General features: G+C 47.8%; 22 protein-coding genes. 18 read left to right on the top strand and 4 right to left on the bottom strand.

The genetic code is table 11. The features are described 5' to 3' along the window. Window positions 1–12: 12 nt before the first annotated feature. From B2U10_RS00110 to B2U10_RS00100, 3 genes are read left to right on the top strand one after another with little or no spacing between them, the layout of a single operon-like run. Window positions 13–804 carry a menaquinol-cytochrome c reductase cytochrome b/c subunit gene (locus B2U10_RS00110; protein ID WP_035407183.1) on the top strand — a complete coding sequence of 264 codons (792 nt, stop codon included), beginning with the start codon at window positions 13–15 and terminating at the stop codon, window positions 802–804. 54 nt (window positions 805–858) lie between these two features. Beyond that, window positions 859–1,461, top strand: coding sequence for a DUF1405 domain-containing protein (locus B2U10_RS00105; protein WP_290785120.1), 603 nt, complete (start codon window positions 859–861; stop codon window positions 1,459–1,461). 45 nt (window positions 1,462–1,506) lie between these two features. Continuing rightward, complete coding sequence (locus B2U10_RS00100) at window positions 1,507–2,187, top strand: zinc metallopeptidase (RefSeq protein WP_035407205.1); 681 nt, start codon at window positions 1,507–1,509, stop codon at window positions 2,185–2,187. A gap of 41 nt (window positions 2,188–2,228) precedes the next feature. On the opposite strand, the gene B2U10_RS00095 is transcribed toward B2U10_RS00100, so the two are convergent. After that, the gene (locus B2U10_RS00095; protein WP_035407218.1) at window positions 2,229–3,116 is read right to left on the bottom strand and encodes a YitT family protein; all 888 of its coding nucleotides are present in this window, start codon (window positions 3,114–3,116) and stop codon (window positions 2,229–2,231) included. Between the two features lie 170 nt (window positions 3,117–3,286). Here B2U10_RS00095 and bshA point away from each other — a divergent pair, with 170 nt between their 5' ends. Genes bshA through B2U10_RS00080 form a run of 3 tightly spaced genes read left to right on the top strand, consistent with a single transcriptional unit; the run spans window position 3,287 to window position 6,490 of the window. Then, the gene (gene bshA, locus B2U10_RS00090) at window positions 3,287–4,429 is read left to right on the top strand and encodes an N-acetyl-alpha-D-glucosaminyl L-malate synthase BshA (protein WP_035407220.1); all 1,143 of its coding nucleotides are present in this window, start codon (window positions 3,287–3,289) and stop codon (window positions 4,427–4,429) included. Then, the gene (locus B2U10_RS00085; RefSeq protein ID WP_035407222.1) at window positions 4,416–5,549 is read left to right on the top strand and encodes a CCA tRNA nucleotidyltransferase; all 1,134 of its coding nucleotides are present in this window, start codon (window positions 4,416–4,418) and stop codon (window positions 5,547–5,549) included. The genes bshA and B2U10_RS00085 overlap by 14 nt, the downstream gene beginning before the upstream one ends. Continuing rightward, the gene (locus tag B2U10_RS00080; protein ID WP_035407224.1) at window positions 5,519–6,490 is read left to right on the top strand and encodes a biotin--[acetyl-CoA-carboxylase] ligase; all 972 of its coding nucleotides are present in this window, start codon (window positions 5,519–5,521) and stop codon (window positions 6,488–6,490) included. The genes B2U10_RS00085 and B2U10_RS00080 overlap by 31 nt, the downstream gene beginning before the upstream one ends. A gap of 37 nt (window positions 6,491–6,527) precedes the next feature. On the opposite strand, the gene B2U10_RS00075 is transcribed toward B2U10_RS00080, so the two are convergent. Beyond that, a complete protein-coding gene (locus B2U10_RS00075) occupies window positions 6,528–6,650 on the bottom strand; it encodes a hypothetical protein (RefSeq protein WP_255344361.1) in 123 nt (40 codons plus the stop codon). An 88-nt stretch (window positions 6,651–6,738) separates the two neighbouring features. Between B2U10_RS00075 and panB the strand changes: the two genes are divergently transcribed. The 10 genes from panB to nth all read left to right on the top strand — a co-directional run bounded on the left by panB (window position 6,739) and on the right by nth (window position 16,236). Continuing rightward, a complete protein-coding gene (gene panB / locus B2U10_RS00070) occupies window positions 6,739–7,578 on the top strand; it encodes a 3-methyl-2-oxobutanoate hydroxymethyltransferase (RefSeq protein ID WP_035407228.1) in 840 nt (279 codons plus the stop codon). Beyond that, window positions 7,575–8,405 (top strand): pantoate--beta-alanine ligase, encoded by an 831-nt coding sequence (panC, locus tag B2U10_RS00065; protein WP_035407239.1) that lies wholly within the window; start codon window positions 7,575–7,577, stop codon window positions 8,403–8,405. Before panB ends, panC begins: the two co-directional genes overlap by 4 nt. Before the next feature lie 2 nt (window positions 8,406–8,407). Then, entirely contained in the window at window positions 8,408–8,791 is a 384-nt protein-coding gene (gene panD, locus B2U10_RS00060) for an aspartate 1-decarboxylase (protein ID WP_029341994.1), read from the top strand. 104 nt (window positions 8,792–8,895) lie between these two features. Continuing rightward, window positions 8,896–11,709 carry an ATP-dependent DNA helicase DinG gene (gene dinG / locus B2U10_RS00055; protein ID WP_290785115.1) on the top strand — a complete coding sequence of 938 codons (2,814 nt, stop codon included), beginning with the start codon at window positions 8,896–8,898 and terminating at the stop codon, window positions 11,707–11,709. Window positions 11,710–11,771: 62 nt separating this feature from the next. Continuing rightward, window positions 11,772–11,942 (top strand): YpmA family protein, encoded by a 171-nt coding sequence (locus B2U10_RS00050; RefSeq protein ID WP_012370646.1) that lies wholly within the window; start codon window positions 11,772–11,774, stop codon window positions 11,940–11,942. Continuing rightward, entirely contained in the window at window positions 11,939–12,406 is a 468-nt protein-coding gene (locus tag B2U10_RS00045; protein ID WP_056062159.1) for a hypothetical protein, read from the top strand. Before B2U10_RS00050 ends, B2U10_RS00045 begins: the two co-directional genes overlap by 4 nt. 14 nt (window positions 12,407–12,420) lie before the next feature. Then, window positions 12,421–13,602 (top strand): pyridoxal phosphate-dependent aminotransferase, encoded by a 1,182-nt coding sequence (locus tag B2U10_RS00040; RefSeq protein WP_290774998.1) that lies wholly within the window; start codon window positions 12,421–12,423, stop codon window positions 13,600–13,602. A gap of 20 nt (window positions 13,603–13,622) precedes the next feature. Continuing rightward, window positions 13,623–14,921 (top strand): asparagine--tRNA ligase, encoded by a 1,299-nt coding sequence (gene asnS, locus B2U10_RS00035; protein WP_035407248.1) that lies wholly within the window; start codon window positions 13,623–13,625, stop codon window positions 14,919–14,921. Window positions 14,922–14,996: 75 nt separating this feature from the next. After that, on the top strand, window positions 14,997–15,575 hold the full coding sequence (locus B2U10_RS00030) for a DnaD domain-containing protein (RefSeq protein ID WP_023468616.1): 579 nt from the start codon (window positions 14,997–14,999) through the stop codon (window positions 15,573–15,575). Window positions 15,576–15,579: 4 nt separating this feature from the next. Further along, window positions 15,580–16,236, top strand: a complete 657-nt coding sequence (nth, locus tag B2U10_RS00025; protein ID WP_290785113.1) for an endonuclease III — start codon at window positions 15,580–15,582, stop codon at window positions 16,234–16,236. 38 nt (window positions 16,237–16,274) lie between these two features. Here nth and B2U10_RS00020 read toward each other — a convergent pair whose 3' ends face one another. Beyond that, window positions 16,275–17,189 (bottom strand): DUF3800 domain-containing protein, encoded by a 915-nt coding sequence (locus B2U10_RS00020; RefSeq protein ID WP_023468614.1) that lies wholly within the window; start codon window positions 17,187–17,189, stop codon window positions 16,275–16,277. Between the two features lie 173 nt (window positions 17,190–17,362). Continuing rightward, entirely contained in the window at window positions 17,363–17,665 is a 303-nt protein-coding gene (locus B2U10_RS00015) for a DUF1798 family protein (RefSeq protein ID WP_023468613.1), read from the bottom strand. Window positions 17,666–17,739: 74 nt separating this feature from the next. Between B2U10_RS00015 and recU the strand changes: the two genes are divergently transcribed. Together recU and B2U10_RS00005 are read left to right on the top strand one after the other, a co-directional pair. Continuing rightward, window positions 17,740–18,366, top strand: a complete 627-nt coding sequence (recU, locus tag B2U10_RS00010; RefSeq protein ID WP_215148244.1) for a Holliday junction resolvase RecU — start codon at window positions 17,740–17,742, stop codon at window positions 18,364–18,366. Between the two features lie 20 nt (window positions 18,367–18,386). Beyond that, a partial coding sequence (locus B2U10_RS00005) for a PBP1A family penicillin-binding protein (RefSeq protein ID WP_290785112.1) occupies window positions 18,387–20,773 on the top strand: 2,387 nt, incomplete at its 3' end.

Below are 20,773 nucleotides of genomic sequence, written 5' to 3'. Positions count from 1 at the left end.
GGGGAGAACACGATGCATCGTGGTAAAGGAATGAAATTCGTCACCGATTCACGGGTGTCGATCAATAACCGGATGCCGAACAAGTCAAAAGACTATTCGGAATATCCAGGTCGAACGGAAGCGTTCTGGCCGAACTTCTTACTTCGCGAATGGATGGTTGGAGCGGTCTTCTTGATCGGCTTCATGACTCTGACAATCGTAGAAGCAGCACCACTTCAAAACATTGCCGATCCGACGAATACGTCGTACATTCCACTTCCGGACTGGTACTTCCTATTCCTCTATCAGCTCTTGAAATACCAATTCGCTGCAGGTCCATACATCTTGATGGGAACAGTCATCCTTCCAGGTCTTGCGTTCACAGCACTTCTCGTCGCGCCATGGCTCGACCAAGGTCTTGAACGCCGTCCTGCGAAACGGCCAGTCGCCGTCAGCATGATGCTCCTCGCAGTCGTCTCGATCGTCTTCTTGACATGGGAATCTGTTCAAACGACACACTGGGATACCATCCACAAGCAAGGTGAGTTGACGATGAACGAAGGACCAAAAATTGATACATCGGCAAAAGGATACGAAATTTATTCGAACCAGTCATGTGTCAACTGTCATGGTAAGAACCTCGAAGGTGGAGCAGCAGCTCCAGCGCTCGTCGGAACGAAAAAGACTGAAAAAGAGATTTATGATATCGCAGTCAAAGGTGTCGGTTCGATGCCGGCTGGTCAGTTCAAAGGCTCAGATGCCGATCATAAAGAACTTGCGAAATTCATCGCTTCATACGGTGAAGGCGGCGAAAACAATAAATAAGCCAAAAGCCGGGGGAGCAATCCTCCGGCTTTTGTCGATGATGAGGTGAAACGATTGCAAGGAATATTTACTTTACTCCGTCATAAAGCCGTGCTTTGGATCGTCGGATTGATCAACTTAGCAGGCACCTTATACGGCTACTACTGGTATGAACCACAACTCGCGACATCGAAGTGGTACTTCTATCCGTTCATTCCGGATAGCCCAACCGCATCGCTGTTCTTTACGATCATCGTTTTTCTATGGATTTTCGGACGACGTTCCCGCTTGTTTGAAGCGCTCGCATTCGTGACATTGATCAAATATGGTGTCTGGGCGGTCGTCATGAATGCCTTGATGTTGAACGAACTCGGCACATCAAACGCCTACTTAACAACGATGGCACTGATGCTGATGGTATCGCACGGAGCGATGGCGTTCCAGGCGTTGTTATACAGTCCGCTGATGACGTTTCGCGTCAAGGAACTCGTCCTCGTCGCCATCTGGGTCATTCATAACGATGTCGTGGATTACGTCCTCGGTCAGTGGCCGCGTTACCCAGCGCTTGCGGAGCATATCCAGTGGATCGGCTATGGCTCCTTCTGGTTGACCGGATTATGTCTTTTGATGGGATATCTGCTTGTTGCGCGCGATTCAATTGACAATAAGATCACTTGAACATAAAATAGACCTATAATCAAAAAAAGAAAGGAACGATGTCTCGTGGCAAACTATTTGATCTATCTCGCGATCATCATGATCGTCCCGATCTGGGCTCAGATGCGGGTGCGGAGCACCTATAAAAAATATCAAGATGTTCCGATTCAGAGTGGGGTGACGGGAGCGCAGGTCGCAGACTTCATCATGAAGCAGAACGGGATCACGAACGTCCGTCTCGAGCCAATCGGTGGAACGATGTCCGACCATTATGACCCAACGAACAAAGTCGTTCGTTTGTCGGAAGACGTCTATTACGGTTCGACGGTCTCAGCCGTTTCGATCGCAGCACACGAAATCGGCCACGTCATTCAAGATGCGACGGATTACAATATGATGCGTGTCCGGCACCGCATTGCACCTGTCGCCTCAATCACGTCGAACTTATCGTTCCCTCTGTTGTTGATTGGTCTATTCGCTGGGTTCACTGGTCTTGCGATGCTAGGTGTCGTCCTGATGCTTGGAGCGGTCATCTTCCAACTCGTCACGTTACCGGTCGAGTTCGATGCTTCGAACCGAGCAATGGCGCAATTGACAGATCACGGAATCATCGACGCGGAAGAAGAACGTGGTTCACGCCGTGTCTTGAACGCAGCCGCTTGGACATACGTCGCGGCAACACTCGTTGCCGTCGCCGAGTTCCTTCGTCTCGCACTAATCGTCTTCAACCCGTCAAGTGATGACTAAAACGAAAAACACGGATCGCTCGTTTGAGCGATCCGTGTTTTTTACGTTTCTTTGATCGGAATCCGATTCTCATCGAACGTGAAACCTTCCCCCGTCACCTCATAGACATCATGCAAGGTGATGAAGGCATGCTGATCGACACTTTTAACGAGTGTCTTCAAGCGATTGATCTCGTTTCGAGCGACGACGACATATAATACTTCGAGGTCGCGTCCCGAGTATCCACCCTTCGCAATCAGACGGGTCGTACCTCGGTTCATCGTCGCATGGATGCCGTCCGCGATCTCCGTGCGGTGGTCACTGATGATCATCGCCGCTTTACCAGCGTAAGTGCCTTCTTGCATCCAATCGATGACACGGGCACCGACGTAGACGGCAAGTAACGTATACATTGCCTGCTTATAATCGAGATACGTCAAAGAAGCAACGATGACGAAGAAGTCAAAGACTAAGAACGTTCGACCGATCGACCAACCAAAGTAGCGTTTCGTCAGACGCGCGATGATATCGACACCACCCGTCGTTCCGCCATTGTTGAAGATGATTCCGAGTCCCACCCCGATGAACACACCTGCAAACAGGGCAGCAAGGACCATGTCTTCTCGTAAATCAATCACGAGTGGTGAATACTTCGCAATCACTCCGTACCAAAAGGAAAAACTGAATGTACCAATCAACGTATAGACGAACGTCGTTCGCCCTAAAATCTTATAGCTGACGAAAAAGAGAGGAACGTTCAGCACTAAGTTCGTGATCGATGGTGATAACCCGAACAGTCCTTTTAGAATCAGCGTGATTCCGGTGAAACCGCCCTCTGCCAATTCGTTTTGGACGTTAAAATGATAAATACCAAAAGCAAAGATGAATGACCCGACTAAAATCCAGAGAATGTTCTGAACCCGAATCGGAAACTGGAATGGAGGTGCCATTTCCGTGTGCTCCTTTCAAATCAAGACTCTTTCTCTAGGGTAACGGCACGGTCGGAAAAAGACTAGCTTTTCCTACGAAAATCAGTCGAAAAGTGATCAGTATGGTCATTCTGATCGATATTGCTTAGAATAGAGACGAATAGAAGTCATAAAGAGAGTGTGGTTTTATCATGAAAAAAGCAATTGGGATTCTCTGTTATCCATCAGTCGGCGGTAGTGGGGTTGTCGCGACTGAACTTGGTATGAAGCTAGCAGATCGTGGACATGACGTTCACTTCATTACATCGAGCATGCCGTTTCGGCTGACGGAATATCGACCAAACATCACGGTCCATTTGGTTGAGGTCAACCAGTATTCTGTTTTTAAATATCCACCCTATGACATTACGTTAGCGTCAAAAGTCGCAGAAATCATTGATTTATTCGATCTCGATGTGATCCACGCCCATTACGCTGTTCCGCATGCCGTTTGTGCAGAACTCGGACGAAACATGGCGAAGAAAAAAGGCGTCGCCGTCGTCACGACATTACATGGAACAGACATCACCGTCATCGGTCAGGACTTAGAGATGCAACCGGCCATTCGGTATGGTATCGAACAATCGGATGCGGTCACGGCTGTTTCTGAGAGTCTTGCGCTTGAGACGAATGCGACACTTAACGCCCATTACGACATCGATGTCATCGCGAACTCGATTGATGAGAGTGTCTATTATCCGATGCGGGATGAACGATTGAAGCGGCATTACGGTATCGAATCGGATGAAGTCGTCGTCATCCATATCTCGAACTTCCGACCGGTCAAACGAATTGACGATACAGTCGCGGCATTCGCAATCGCGGCAAAAGATCGGAAGATGCGTCTGTTGCTCGTCGGAGATGGTCCAGAGATGGGACAAACGAGACGGCGTGCGAAGGAACTTGGCATTGACGACAAAGTCATTTTCGCTGGTAAACAGGAACATGTCGCGCAGCTGCTCGCCATCAGTGACATTCATGTGTTGCTGTCGGAAAAAGAAGCGTTTGGACTCGTCGTCCTCGAGGCGATGGCAATTGGTGTCCCAAGTGTCGTCTCGACAGCAGGTGGATTACCAGAAGTCATTCAGGACGGCGTGACAGGATATATCGTTCCGACTTACGACGTTAAGGTCGCTGCGGCGCGCATCGGTGAACTTGCGGATGATCCGTTGTTACGAGAACGGATGGCAGAAGAGGGTATTCGCGATACTCGTCGTCGTTTTGATTCGAATGAGATCGTCCGTCGTTATGAACAAGTCTATGAACGGGTGTGTGCGCGTCATGAACTTGCTTGAAGGCGCGCATCATATCATTCAGACGATCGAACAAGCGGGTGGTGAGGCTTATATCGTTGGTGGTGCCGTTCGCGACATGTTACTCGACCGGACACCAGGAGACTATGATTTAGCGAGTTCGATGTTACCGGAACAGATCATCGACTTATTCCCTGTCGTCATTCCGACAGGGCTCGAGCATGGAACCGTAACGGTTGTTCTCAACCACGTACCGTACGAAATCACGACGTTCCGCTCGGAAGCAACCTATAGCGATCGTAGGCGACCGGATGCGGTGACGCTTGGCGTTAGTTTGGAAGAGGATTTGACCCGGCGTGATTTTACGATCAACGCGATGGCACTCAGACCATCCGGACGTGTGGATTTGTTCGGCGGAGCGCGCGACATCGAAGAGCGGATCATCCGCACGGTCGGTGAACCAGTCGAACGTTTTAATGAAGATGCACTCCGTATGATGCGGGCGTTCCGCTTTATGAGTCAACTTGATTTTTCGCTTGAGGAGACGACCGAGCAAGCAATCTTTGAACTCGCTCCGCATCTAGAGGCCGTTGCGATTGAGCGGATCGCGACCGAGTTTGAGAAACTCTTACTTGGTCCAGGGAAACAGCAGGCGTTACAGGCGATGCTCCGGACAGGGATCGAACGCTATCTACCCGGCATGACTTCAGAAATCGTCGAGAGACTCGCCAAGCAATCGTTTCGGGGTGTTTCAAAGGATGCCGTCTGGACACTCGTACTTGATGCCGGTCTAACGCGCGATCAATTGACACGCTGGAAACGATCGAAACATCAAATGCAGCTCGCTGTGCGTTTAGTCCCTCTGTTATACCGACCGTTACAGGACTGGGATCGTTATCAATTGTCGGATGAAGAACTGGCGATTCTGCGGGAGATGACTGGAATGGATTATCCGGATCGATCGGATTTACCGATTCGCGGTCGCAAAGAGCTCGCTGTTGACGGAAAAGACATGATTCGTCTTGGTCTTCGAAAGCAACAGATTAAAGAAGCACTCTTGCACTTAGAGTACAGCGTCGTCATACGGTCTTGTCCAAACGACCGAACGGTATTGATGAAGGAGGTAGAGCGATGGCACACACAGTCCGAGAACAAATCTTGATAGCACTGCGCAAGCGGACGTGGTATTCCGGACAGGAATTAGCGGAGACACTAAATATTTCACGTACCGCTATTTGGAAACATATGCAAACCTTAAAGGAAGAAGGATACCAGATCATCTCCAATAAAAAACAAGGCTATCAATTGGTCGATGAAGGTGACTTGTTGACACCGATTGCAATTGAGCACGGATTAACAACAGTGCGTTTCGGTCGACACATCCTTCATTTCGAAGAACTGGACACGACGCAACGGATCGCACATGAACAAGCACAACAGCAGGCGCAGGAGGGAACACTTGTCGTATGTGATCATCAGACGAATGGTCGCGGACAACTGGGACGGACTTGGCATGAGGCGAAGAATGAGGGGATCGCGATGAGTTTGCTCGTCCGCCCGGATGTACCGATGCACCAAGCGGGACAATTGACGCTCGTAGCAGGTATTGCGCTTGCGCAGTCTCTCCGGACATTCGATGTTCCGGTTACAATCAAATGGCCGAATGATATCTTGATCAACGGTCGCAAGGTAGCTGGCATCTTAACAGAGATGCAGACCGAGGCAGACCGGATCAGTTCAGTCATCATCGGCATCGGAATCAACGTGCATCATGAACAGTTTCCGGAAGGGATCAAAGATCGTGCTACCTCACTTGTCCGAGAATCAGGAAGAACTTTCCGACGTGCGGAAGTCGTCGCAGCTTTTTTGAATCGATTTGAACGACTATATACGCAGTGGGTCGAGCTAGGGTTCGGACCTTTCGTATTCGAATGGGAAACACTCGCTGATCGCCTACATGAACAAGTGACGCTACGGACACGTCAAGCGACCGCTTCCGGAACATTGCTCGGTATTGACGAGACGGGAACGATCCGGATTGAGACGAATGCAGGCGAGACCCGTTTCCATTCGGCAGAGCTGATTTACTGGGAAAAAGAATGAAGATTTGAATCAGACGGTTTGCAGAGAGCTTTTCCCGTCATGTATAATAAAGCCACGGATGGTATCCGCTCGTCGGAATCATACCGAATTGACAGGTGCCAGTTTTAGCTGTTTCAACTGCCTTGATCTTAACGGACAGGGACAGAAGGACGATATTCAATTATTCCGCCTTCTTTTCCGCATGCGTTTATTTTGGAGAAGAAGGCGTTTTCCTTTTGTCCTCCCTACACACGTAAGGAGAGAACACGATGCACACAATGGGTCCATTATTAAAAAAACAACAAGCTGGAGAGAAGCTCGTCATGTTGACGGCATATGATTATCCTTCAGCAAAATTATCAGAGGCAGCAGGGGTCGATATGTTACTCGTCGGGGACTCCCTCGGAAACGTCATTCTCGGCTATGACTCAACGATTGCCGTCACGGTCGACGACATGGTCCACCATGCGCGTGCTGTTCGCCGCGGCGCACCACAGACGTTCATGATCGTCGATATGCCGTTCGCAAGCTATCATGGTTCATTTGATCGCACGCTTGAATCAGCGGCCCGTATTTTCCAAGAATCACAGGCGGATGCTTTGAAACTAGAAGGGGCAGGGGAGATCTTAAAAACGATTCGTCGTTTGACGGACGCTGGGATGCCTTGCGTCGCACATCTCGGACTAACACCACAATCCGTTGGAGTTCTTGAAGGATTCAAGGTCCAAGGGAAATCACTAGAAGCAGCCGAACAACTGATTGCAGATAGTTTGGAAGCAGAGCGTGCCGGAGCGAAAATGCTTGTCCTTGAGTGTGTGCCGCATCCGCTCGCGAAACGAATTCAAGAGCTCCTCTCGATTCCCGTCATCGGCATCGGAGCCGGTGCAGATGTCGCCGGTCAAGTACTTGTCTATCATGATATCTTGACGTATGGCGTCGGACGTTTACCGAAGTTCGTCAAAGCGTATACGGACTGGAATACTTCAGGAACAGAAGCAATCGCTGCTTACGTCAAAGATGTCAAAGCCGGTGCCTTCCCTGAACTTGCACATTCGTTCCAGATGGACGAGGAACTGATCGGTGCGCTTTATGGAGGAAACAAGGAATGAAGATTGTTCAAGATATTCAGACGTTACGAGAACGTCTAGCGGGAGCCGGTTCAATCGGATTTGTACCGACGATGGGATTCCTGCACGAAGGGCATGCCTCATTGCTAAAACAAGCACGACAAGAGAATGATGTCGTCGTCTTAAGTATTTTCGTCAACCCGACACAATTCGGACCAAACGAAGATTTGGATCGTTATCCACGAGACGCGGAACGCGATCAGAAGATCGCGGAGGCAGAAGGTGTCGATTATCTGTTTTATCCGACGAACGAGACGATGTATCCGCTGGATATGGCCCGTGTTACAGTCCGCTCCGGTGATGATGTCTTATGCGGCGCATCGCGACCAGGACATTTTGACGGTGTCTTGACGGTCGTCAGTAAGCTGTTGAACGTCGTCCGTCCAACCCGTGCATATTTCGGCTTAAAGGATGCACAACAGCTCGCCTTGATTGAAGCGTACGTCGCTGATTACTTCGTTCCGGTTGAAATCGTCCGTTGCCCAATCATTCGCGAAGCGGATGGTCTAGCGAAATCGTCACGAAATGTCTATCTTTCGGAGACGGAACGCACGCAAGCACCGGGAATTCAACAGGCGTTGCAACAAGCGAAACAAGCACTCGATCAAGGAGTGCCTGTTGAAAAGGTTCTCGAACAGACGCGCGCAGCACTTCAATTTGAGGGGACGACGATTGATTACGTCGAAGCTGTCGACTATCCATCACTACGACCTGCCACTGAACAAACGACTACGATTCTCTTAGCTGTTGCCGTGCAGTTCGCATCGGCACGCTTAATCGATAATTTACTATATACGAGAGGAGTATGACGATGTTACGCACATTCATGCATGCTAAACTACACAAGGCCCGGGTCACCGAGGCAAACTTACACTACGTTGGGTCGATTACGATTGATGAGGATTTACTCGATGCTGTCGGGATCCTTGAAAATGAAAAAGTCCAAGTGACGAACAATCAGAATGGTGCGCGGATTGAAACGTATGCGATTAAAGGGGCTCGCGGCTCAGGTGTCATCTGTTTGAACGGTGCTGCAGCACGCCATTTTCAAGTTGGAGATGAGGTCATTATCATGGCGTATGCGCAATTGTCGACGGAAGAAATTGCGACACATGTCCCAAAAGTGGCTGTTCTAAATGAGCAGAATGACATCAAACAAATGTTGTCTCAAGAAATCGCCCACACGATCTTATGAAATTTTAGAGACCCGATTATGTCAGCGGGTCTCTTTTTTGTTAAGATGAAGAATGAGATGCCATCCAATCATGGATAGGATGGATTAAAGGTGGAGGATCAGTGTTGAAGAAAAAGTACGTCGTAGTCGACCTGGAAACGACAGGTCATTCCATAAAGGCTGGCGATGAGATGATTGAGATCGGAATGGCGGTCATTGAAGATGGACAGTTGACAGAACAACTGTCTGCCTTCGTCCGTCCGACCCAACCGATTCCTCCATTCATTTCCCAGTTGACGGGCATCACGGATAAAGATGTCAAAGATGCCGAGACGTTCGATGTCATCGCACCACGAGTTTTATCATTGCTCGATGGTGGCGTCTTCGTCGCACATAATGTGCAGTTCGATTTAAACTTCTTAAACGATGCGTTAGAAGAAGAAGGATACTTGCCGTACACAGGTCCCGTCATTGATACGGTAGAACTTGCGCGAATCTTACTTCCAACAGCAGAAAGCCATGCGTTGTCGCATCTGTCAGAATCATTGCATCTTGCTCATCAAGAAGCACATCGGGCAGGAAGTGATGCTTCGGCGACGGCTGAATTGTTACTTGAACTACTCAAGCGACTACATACGTTGCCGCTCGAGACATTAAAACATCTCAGACGGTTATCACCACGTCTATTTAGTGCCATCGAAGAGGAAATCGACCATGCGATTCGTTTAGTCGGCATCGAAGAGGATGAGCGATTCGATCGTTTTCGTAAAATCGCTTTGAAAAAGCGTCAGACAATAGAACGTTTGTCACATCCGCCCATTCTTGAACCGTTCGGACCGTTCGTTGATGAATTGAATGCCGTGACGTTCCCTCGTCTATTTGAAGGATATGAAGAACGGCGTGGGCAGCTCGAGATGATGCGTCATGTCTATCAGTCGCTCGATCAAGAAACGCCGTTACTTGTCGAAGCGGGAACAGGGACCGGGAAATCGCTCGGTTATCTCGTGCCTGCAGCGCACTACGCGCTCGAACACGAAGTGCCGATTGTCGTCAGTACACACACGATTCAATTACAGGAGCAACTGTTTGCGCGTGATTTACCGCTATTGCGTCAATTGTTCGATACGCCGGTCCAGATTGCATTGCTTAAAGGACGAAGTAACTATATCGATTTACGGAAATTCGAGTTTTTCTTGAATGATCAAGAGGATGTCTATAACTTTACGCTCGCAAAAGCGATTCTTCTCGTATGGTTGACGGAGACGGAAACAGGAGATTTAGAGGAAGTCAGCTTACCGGGTGGTGCAGCGCAAGGCAATATCGGAATCAAGCAATTGATTCAATCCGATAGTCAATCGCAGCTTGGACGGTTTGATCCCTGGTACAGTCGGGACTTCTTCCAGCATGCGATTCGCCAAGCGAAAGATGCGACGATTATCGTCACGAACCATGCGTTGTTGTTTAGTGATCTGCAGTTCGAAGCAGGGGTCTTACCGAAAGGAAGCCCGTTGATTCTCGACGAGGCACACCAAATCGAAGAAGTCGCGAGCCATCATTTTGGTCTCGTTTTTGATGGTCATACGTTCGATCGTCTGTTCCGCCAACTCGGGTATTCATCTGACAAAAAATTATTGCACCGTTTGCTTGATCTGTCGGAAGAATGGGATATTGCCGAGATGGTGGAAGCCCATAGTGAGACGGTCGATGAAGCACTGACGACGTTGCTCGAAGAAGCAGACGGCCTACTGATGATCGTTCAAGCATATGGGCTCGAACTGGCTTCCCGCAAAGCACGACGGGAAGGAATGGTCAGCATTCGCTTTAAGCGACTTGATCGTTCGATGCGTGCCGTCCAAGAGAGTGCCAAGCGGGTTGAATTGGTGTTGCGGCGTTTGCGTCAAGCAATTCGTGCGATTCATAAACTGTTCCATGAACATCGGGAGCAAATGAGTTATCGGGAGCGTTCGCTCGTCGCGGATTTAAAAGCGATCACGGCACAAATCGAAGAAGCAGAGCTCGCGATCTTCGAGACGATGCTTGCTCCGCACGATGAGACGGTATCTTGGATCGAGACGTCCGTTAAGAACCGGAAGCTAACACGCGTATACACACAACCAATTGACATTTCAGAGCGATTACGACGCGATGTCTTTTCAAAACGCACGTGTATCCTGACGTCTGCGACGTTGACTGTCTCGAACAAATTCCAATTCATTGAGAACCGATTAGGACTCGATGCTTTTGAGACTCGTCGTTTCGTCGTGCCGTCGCCGTTCGGATATGCCGATAATGTGCGACTGATGATTCCGACGGATCTCCCACTCTTACAGGATGTGCCATTGCCAGAATTCGCGGAGACGATTGCGGAAGCAATCTTACAAATCGCAGAGGTGACGGAGGGACGGATGCTTGTCTTATTTACCTCGAACGACTTGCTACGACTGACGCATGAGGCGACGAAGCCGTTGCTGCCAGACCGGTTTACATTACTCTCGCAAGGGGTCACGCAAGGTTCACGGCAACGACTGATGAAACAGTTCAAGCAACTCGATGCCTGTATCTTGTTCGGGACGGCTAGTTTTTGGGAAGGGGTCGATATCCCGGGAGATGATCTCAGTTGTCTCGTCATCGTCCGCCTACCATTCGCGCCACCAGATCAACCAATTGTCCAAGCACGCTCGGAACGGATCGAAAAACTCGGAAAATCATCATTTTTCGAATACAGCCTACCGCAAGCAATCATTCGCTTTAAACAAGGGTTTGGTCGCTTAATCCGGACGACGAACGATCGTGGTGTTGTCTTCGTGCTCGATCGCCGGATTGAGACGACGAGATACGGAAAACGATTCGTTACGAGTCTGCCGAAAGTGCCTGTTTTATCAAAACCGCTTGATGAACTGACCGCAGAACTTGAATTGTTTTTGAATGATAGCGATTGAGTCTATTCAGATAAACCCTATCGCATTATAATAGATAGAGAAAAATGAGGGAGGACATACAGATGGATTCAAAAATTGAAACACTTGCGACCGTCAAAGTGAACCGCCATGACGATACGTATAAAATCGTCGACTTATTGAACCGGACGCTGAAAACGGAAGATTTAATGTTCGGTCTTGCTCTCGATGAAAAAGACAAGGAGCAGATGGTTTTCACCATCTATCGCACATGAAGTGGAAAGTCACGCTTGCTCTACTGAGTGCACTCCTCATCTTGGCTGTTCTTGGAACAGCTGTTTATCAGGTGACGATCGCTGAGGCAAAAGACCGAGAACAGAGCGTCGCGGAACAAGCAGAGACGCGTCTAAAAAAAGAACTAAAGCCGACAGACGTCCGGTTCGAATCTGTCTTTAGCGGAAAACGCCAATATGTCGTTTTTACGATGAAGCAGAGTGGACAGGCGGTACGGGCGTTTGTTCCGGAAAAAGGAACGATTGAGACGCGACCGGTTGCTGATGGTATTGCCATTAAAACGGTTATCGCGGATCATCCGGAACTCGGAGATATCGTGTCTGCTAAATACGGTTTTGAGGATCGTGCTGTCATTGAGATCGTTTCAAAAACGAAGACAGGCTATGATTATTCGTATTACACGTATCAAGAAGGTTCTTTCATCAAACGATTACGAATTAAGTAAAGGGAGTGGGCGACATGTTATCGAAACGCGTACGACAATTGACACCATCTACGACTCTAGCCATCACTGCGAAAGCTAAGGCACTACGTGAAGAAGGTCAAGACATCATCGGTTTAGGTGCGGGAGAGCCCGACTTCAATACACCGGAATTCATCATTCAAGCAGCATTCGAGGCAGCAGAAGCAGGCGATACGAAATACACGCCGTCTGGCGGAACGGTTGCCTTGAAGGATGCGATCATTGAAAAAACACGCCGTGACTTATGGATGCCATATGAACGTTCAGAAGTCATGGTCGCTTCTGGCGCAAAGCATGCGCTCTCGACATTGTTCCAAGCGATTCTCGACCCAGGCGATGAAGTCATCGTCCCAGCACCATACTGGGTCAGTTATCCAGAGCAAATTAAACTCAGTGACGGTGTCCCTGTCATTCTCGAGACGGACGAATCGTCTCGCTTCAAAGTGACACGGGAATTGCTTGAGCAACATATCACTCCGAAGACGAAAGCACTTGTCTTGAATTCACCATCGAATCCGACGGGGATGGTTTATTCGAAAGAAGAGCTTGAGATGGTAGCAGATGTTGCAATCAAGCACGATTTACTCGTCATCAGTGACGAGATTTATGAAAAGTTGCTCTATAACGGTGTGACACATATCTCGATCGCGTCCTTACCAGAAATGCGCGAACGGACGGTCATCATCAATGGTGTCTCAAAATCACATGCGATGACAGGCTGGCGGATCGGGTATGCGATTGGACCTAAAGAGATCATCGCAGCGATGACGAACTTAGCGAGCCATTCAACGTCGAATCCGACATCGATTGCGCAAGCAGCATCGGTTGCTGCGTATGCAGAGGGTGATGCACCGGTCGAAGCGATGCGTGTCATCTTTGAAGAACGACTTGAAAAAATCTACGCACGACTCATCGAGATTAAAGGATTGACGTGTCTGAAGCCGGAAGGGGCATTTTACTTGTTCCCACATGCAAAGCAAGCTGCTGAGATGTGTGGATTCGATAATGTCGATGACTGGTGTACAGCTGTTTTATCTGAAGCGAAGGTTGCCTTGATTCCAGGTTCAGGATTTGGTGCACCGGACTATGTCCGCCTATCTTATGCAACGGATCCGGCACGTGTCTTAGAGGCACTCGACCGGATTGAAGGATTCATCACGGCCCATACAGCCGTTTAATAGAGAGAGGATGTTGACTGTTGAAAACAATGATTCGGGATGTAAATAAATATGTAGGAGAAGAAGTGACGATTGGGTGTTGGTTAGCAAACAAACGCTCGAGTGGTAAAATCGCCTTCCTCCAACTTCGGGATGGCTCTGGATTCATGCAGGGTGTCGTCGTTAAAGAAACGGTCGGCGAAGACTTATTTAAACAAGCAAAAGGCTTAACACAGGAATCGTCACTTTGGGTAACAGGTGTCATCAAATCAGATGGCGGTCGGACAGCGATCGGTCATGAAATGGAAATTTCAAAAATCGAAGTCATCCATGAAGCGATCGATTATCCGATTACACCAAAAGCACACGGAACGGATTTCTTGATGGATAACCGTCACCTCTGGTTACGTTCAAAGCGTCAGCATGCGGTCATGGTCGTTCGGAATGAATTGATTCGTGCGACGTACGAATTTTTCAACCAAGAAGGATTCATCAAAGTGGATCCGCCAATCTTAACAGGTAGTGCGCCAGAAGGAACAACAGAATTGTTCCATACGAAATATTTCGATGAAGATGCATACCTTTCACAATCTGGTCAGCTCTACATGGAAGCGGCAGCAATGGCACTTGGAAAGGTCTTCTCGTTCGGTCCGACGTTCCGTGCTGAAAAATCAAAAACACGTCGTCACTTGATCGAATTCTGGATGATGGAGCCGGAGATGGCATTCCACGATCACGAGATGAACCTCGAAGTCCAAGAAAATTACGTCTCGCACCTCGTGCAATCGGCACTGAAGAACTGCCGTGCGGAGCTTGAGTTGCTTGGACGTGACTTGACGGTCCTTGAAAACATTAAAGCACCGTTCCCACGCGTCAAGTATACAGAAGCAATCGACATGCTCAAAGAGCAAGGATTCGACGATATCGAATTCGGGGATGATTTTGGTGCACCACATGAGACAGCGATCGCAAACAGCTTTGCGCGCCCTGTCTTCATCACGCATTGGCCAAAAGCAATTAAGCCGTTCTACATGAAAGAAGATCCGGAAAACCCAGACTTCGTTTTATGTGATGATTTGATTGCCCCTGAAGGATACGGGGAAATCGTCGGTGGTTCACAACGTGAAGAAGATCATGACAAACTTCTCGCTGAGATGAAGAAACATGGTCTTGATGAGACGGGTGCCTATAAATGGTATCTTGAAACACGTCAATACGGTTCTGTTCCACACAGTGGCTTCGGTCTTGGTTTAGAGCGGACAGTTGCTTGGATTACAGGCGTCGAGCACGTTCGGGAAACGATTCCGTTCCCACGTCTGCTGAACCGCCTCTATCCATAAGCAGTAAGGAAAAACATCGACCCATCGTCTCGACGGGTCGATTTCTTGTTTAGACTAGAGAATCGAGGAATTACGATGAATCATAATTTAGTGCAATTATTCGAGGAAGGGACGGTCGTCTTACCAAAACGATTGTTCACCGAGGCGAAACGATTAGGTATCAGTTTTGTCGAGTTCACGTTGATTGGTCAACTGTTTGCCTGTCGGGCAGAGGGCATGGAGATGCCATCTCCGGAAGAGTTAAGTAATCGACTTGGACTATCCGAGACGGAAACAATCGAGACGACACTCGGTTTATTACAAAAAGGATTACTAGCGATGGAGAACGTCAACGGATCAGAACGTTATTCGCTTGTGCCACTTTACGAAAAACTGATGGCACCACCGGAACAGGAAGCACCGAACTTTGATACAATCAACCCATCCGTCTTCCAACAATTCGAGCGGGAACTCGGGATGATGTCACCGTTTCAGATGGAGCAAATCATTCAGTGGTTGACGATCGAGAACATTTCGGAAGAGCTGGTACTTGCCGCACTTCGAGAAGCGGTCTATCATAACGTTCGCAAGATGACTTATATCAATCAAATTTTACGAACATGGGAACGCGAAGGCATCAAGACACTTGAGGATCTTGCCGGGCGAGGAGGCTGAGTAGATGTTACGGAAAGCTGAAATCGATCGGATTGAAGCGACGTTAGAAGAGATGTTTCCGGATGCATTTTGCGAGTTGATTCACCGCAATCCGTTTGAACTGGTCGTCGCGGTCGCACTGAGTGCGCAAGCGACCGACGTACTCGTCAATCAGGTGACGCCTGGATTATTTGCTGCGTATCCGGATCCTGCTTCACTTGCTGCGGCGCCGGTTGAGGAAATCGAGGACAAGATCAAACGACTTGGATTATACCGGAATAAAGCAAAAAACATCAAGGCACTGGCAGCACAACTCCTTGCGCAACACGACGGTGAAGTCCCGATGGAACGAGCCGGACTTGAAGCACTACCTGGTGTCGGGCGTAAAACGGCGAACGTCGTCTTGTCTGTCGCCTTCGATGTCCCGGCATTTGCGGTTGATACACATGTCGAGCGCGTCTCGAAACGTCTCGGAATCTGTCGGTGGAAGGATAATGTCACACAGGTTGAAGCGACACTCATGCGCCGTTTCAAACGAGAACGTTGGTCAAAACTCCATCATCAATTCATCTTCTTTGGACGTTATCACTGTAAGGCACAACGTCCGAACTGTGAAGCTTGCCCGTTACTCGACATGTGTCGAGAAGGGAAAAAGCGGACAAAAGGATTAGCGACACCATAAAAAAGTGGATCCCTATCGGATCCACTTTTTTTGAGTCATCAACCATTCCAAGGGGTATCGGACCATTCACGACGCTTTTTCGTGATCGGTACTTTTTTGAAACCCCAGTTTCGGAAATCTTGGTCCGGGCTATCGCGGCGAATGTAAATTTTATCTTTGATGGCTTTAAAAATCCGGTTTTCGTCCCCATAATGGACAAACCGTGGTTTTACCTCGATGACACCACGACGGACGCGGGACAAAGGTAAGCAGACCAAATCGGCAATCTCAAGACCAGATTGGTAGAGGTCGCTGTCTTTTTCAGCAAAGATGAAGCCCTTGATTTTTTGACGGCTTTTTTCAACGTCGAGATGGACCGTTCCTGAATTGAAGATATCGAAGAATGCCTTTTGAATCAGCAAGTTCTGATAATCATCACGACTTTCAAGCACAACACGTGCACTCGTCGCTTCTGTCTCATCAAGGAAGGAATAGAACGATTTCATCAGATGAGCGAAGGCAACGACATACGGATCCTTCGGTGTCGAGAAGAAGTCTTGCAGCTTCTGTTTATCGACTTCGACACTGACGATCGTACAATCGATATCGACTAAAAATTCCGGTAAGGCAATCCAGAAGTGACGCAACATATCGATCGTGATCCCGTCTTCTTTTCCATATGGATGTTCGGCTTTTAAAATTTCTTTGAGATGAAGCGGAATATGTGGATCCTCAAAGACTTTTGCCTTGAAATCCATCAAACGTTGACGAAGCGGACTCGGTTCGCCCGTCTCATCCGAATCGATGGCATATTTATATTCCATCAAGACACCTGTTAGATTGAATTGTGTATTCCCCTTAGGTGTTCCTGTCTCGTCAACGAACATGATGTATTTCTTCGGGGCAGGGGTTGAGTTCTTAGGAAATCCTTTGACATCAACGCCTTTGACGTTCGATTGTACCCGTTTGTTCAAATGAATCTCCTCCAATTGCACGATAATTACACAGTCTTTAAGAAAGAAATGCTCTTGATGCCACTTTACACGCTAGGCCACTGAAAAGCTATAGCCTGGCAAGTGAAACCGGTGAAACATTCCCTTATAGATTAGGTGTTCGACTCAAGGAAGATAATTCCTGTTTTTAATTATTATTCTTCGCCATTCATCAATCGATCGATATAGCGGACGGATTTAATCGTTTCATTGAAACGTTTCAGACTCGTCTTTGGCTGAAAGGCTTGGACAGAAATCTGCTTCAGTTGATCTACGGCACTTTCGACCATGCTCGGACGTAAGTAAGGACTATCTTGGGCATTCGTTTGCCACTGCGCAATCAGTTGATCGGCTCGTTCGACGAACGGTACGACGTCTCGATTGAAGTCATATTCGGTTCCGGCACGTCCTTCTTGATATATACGTTCGATCTCTTGTAATAATGGTTCAATTGTCATTGGTTTTTAACTACTCCTCTCGGCCGATACGGTACAATCACATATCATGGTACAATAAACGCGATAGGAGGGGAATCGTTTTGAATTACCCGAATGGGAAAAAATTTCAAAAGCCACTCGAGTCGCACGGAACCCGAATCAAGAAGGCACGATCAACCGATTCAACCTTTTCAAATCGTGGGATGACGCTCGAAAAATTATTGAATGAAAGTAATACGTTTTATCTGACTCATAATCGGGCAATCATTCACAAGAAACCCACTCCGTTACAAATCGTTCAAGTGGATTATCCGAAGCGATCTGCAGCTGTCGTCAAGGAAGCCTATTTCAAGCAACCATCGACGACCGATTATAATGGTGTCTACCGCGGAAAATATATTGATTTCGAAGCGAAGGAGACGACGAATAAAACGTCCTTCCCGATAAAAAATTTTCACCCCCATCAAATCGCACACATGCGTCAATGTGTCGAACATGGAGGAATTTGTTTTGTCATCATTCGATTCAGTCTGTATAATGTGCAATATGTGCTTTCAGTCGAGCACGTGTTCCCCTGGTGGGATCAACTCGAAAGCGGACGGAAATCCATTCCGCTGACGATCATCGAACGAGACGGTATCAAAGTCGAGACTGGCGCGTACCCTGCTATCGATTATTTAAAGGCAGTGGACGAACTATATTTCAATTCAGACACTTTTTGATTGAAGGAGAAGGATAGCATATGGAAAGAAGTCGTGTCGCACGTCGTGAAGAGACGAAGTCATCTGAGAAAAAGATGAAACGGACGAAACGTCCCCAAAAGAAAAAATCCGGTGGAGGATCCGGCGGGAAAGGTCCACTTTGGAAAAAGTTATTGTTGATTGCTACCGGGTTATTCATCTTGATGATGTTGATCGGAGGCGGATTTGCCGCTTATGCGATTGCTACGGCACCAGAGCTCGATGAAGCAGAACTTCGTGATGCGTTGCCACTGAAGATTTATGCAAGTAACAAAGAAGAAATCACGAAAGGCGGGACGAGTCGAGAGTACGTGTCAATCGATGAAGTACCAGAAGTCGTCAAAGATGCATTCATCTCGATCGAGGACCGTCGTTTTTATCAGCATAACGGGATTGATTTCCGCCGTCTCGGAGGTGCCATCATCGCGAACGTCACTGATGGATTTGGTTCTGAAGGCGCTTCGACGATTACGCAACAGGTCGTCAAACAATCATTCCTCAGCTTTGATAAAACAATCACACGGAAAGTCCAAGAGCAATGGCTTGCGATCCGCTTAGAGCAGGATTATACGAAAGATCAGATTTTAGAGATGTACTTGAATAAAAACTACTATGGTCAAAACTCATTTGGCATCCAGACCGCTTCAAAAGCCTATTTCAATAAATCAGTTGATAAGTTGAATTATGCGGAAGCTGCAATGCTCGCGGGATTACCGCAACGTCCGACAGCTTATGATCCAATCAAAGGAGATCCGAAGCTAACGAAATGGCGTCAGACACAAGTCCTCAATGCGATGCAAACGACAGGCGTCATTACAAAAGTGCAACGAGATAAAGCGGTCAAACAACCAATTTCGAAATTAATCAATCCGGCGCCGAAGTCAACGAAGGATGAATCATATGATAGTGTCATCTTCGACATGGTATCAAAAGAGTTAGAAGATGATTTTGGTCTAGAAGGAAAAGATATCTATGGTCAAGGGTTAAAGATCTATACGTCGATTGATAAGCCGATGCATGACTATATGAACGAAGCGATCAAAAAAGATCAAATCGTTCAATTACCGGAATATGCTGAAACGGCTGCTACGGCAATTAATACGCAAACCGGAGAAGTTCTTGCAGTCGTCGATGGTAAAAATCCAGGTAAAGGAACAGCGCGACGAAACTATGCAAATGAACCCCATCAACCGGGATCATCCGCAAAACCATTCTTCGCATACGGTCCGGCCATCGAAAATGACAAATGGTCGACTGCGAAACAATTGACGGATAAGCCGACAGAAGTTAACGGAAAAGAGATTGGAAACTATTATGATGGATATCGTGGTACGAATACGATTCGTCATTGGTTGAAAATCTCGGCTAACACACCTGCCATTCAAACGTTCCAAGAAATTGGTGGGGATGCAGTCGAAGCATTCGCTGAAAAGTCTGGTTTGAAAATGAAAGACGATGAGTCGATTTCACCAGCTTATGCAATTGGTGGGATGAAGCATGGTTTTAATACGACTCAGATGGCAGGAGCTTATGCAACACTGGGTAATGGGGGCGATTATATCAAACCACACGTCATTAAATCGATTGAGTACAGTGACGGATCTAAAATCAAGTCACCAATCAAATCGAAAAAGGCGATGGAAGACTACACAGCTTATATGTTGACGGATATGCTTCGTGATGTCTTGAAACCAGGTGGTACGTTCCCAAGTGCTGGGTTATCGTTTGATGCAGCCGGTAAGACAGGGACAACCAATGCTTATAAAGATGTCTGGTTTGCAGGATATACATCTGATGTCTCGATCAGTGTCTGGACAGGAACAACAAAATCAGGAAACAACAATGGATCCGGACTCAGTGGTCCATATAACAGTACGATGGCACAGCAAATCTGGAAAGATTTCATCACGAAAACACGCGATCGAACGCCAGCGCCATTTGAACAACCAAGTTCTGTCCTCAGTATCGGAAACGAATTATACGTGAAAGGGACGAAGGAACCTGTCGTTGAAAAAAAGACGGTACCCGCTCCGACTGGATTACAAGCATCTTACGATGAAGACAAAAAGAGCGGTGAACTGACTTGGAACTACAATGACGCTGCGCTTCGTGCCAATGGGTATGATAATGTATCATTTGAAGTAAAGATGACAGATGCTGATGGTAAATCATCGACAGTCGGAACGAGTACGACGAATCGAATCAGTATCAGTGGATTAAAGCCAGGTCGCTCGATATTCCAAGTCGTAGCGAAAGCGTCAGGAGAAAAATCGGGACCAGTCTCGACGACGGTAACGGTCACCGATCCTGAAGAAGAAAAACCGTCAACGGACGAGCCAACGACGGATGAACCAACGACGGATGAACCGTCAACGGACGAGCCAACGAC

The organism is Exiguobacterium sp. UBA7533 (assembly GCF_002479335.1).
In the GTDB taxonomy this organism is placed as follows: domain Bacteria; phylum Bacillota; class Bacilli; order Exiguobacteriales; family Exiguobacteriaceae; genus Exiguobacterium_A.
Note: the sequence above shows the minus strand (reverse complement) of the source record. Positions and strands in the feature narration are given on the sequence as shown.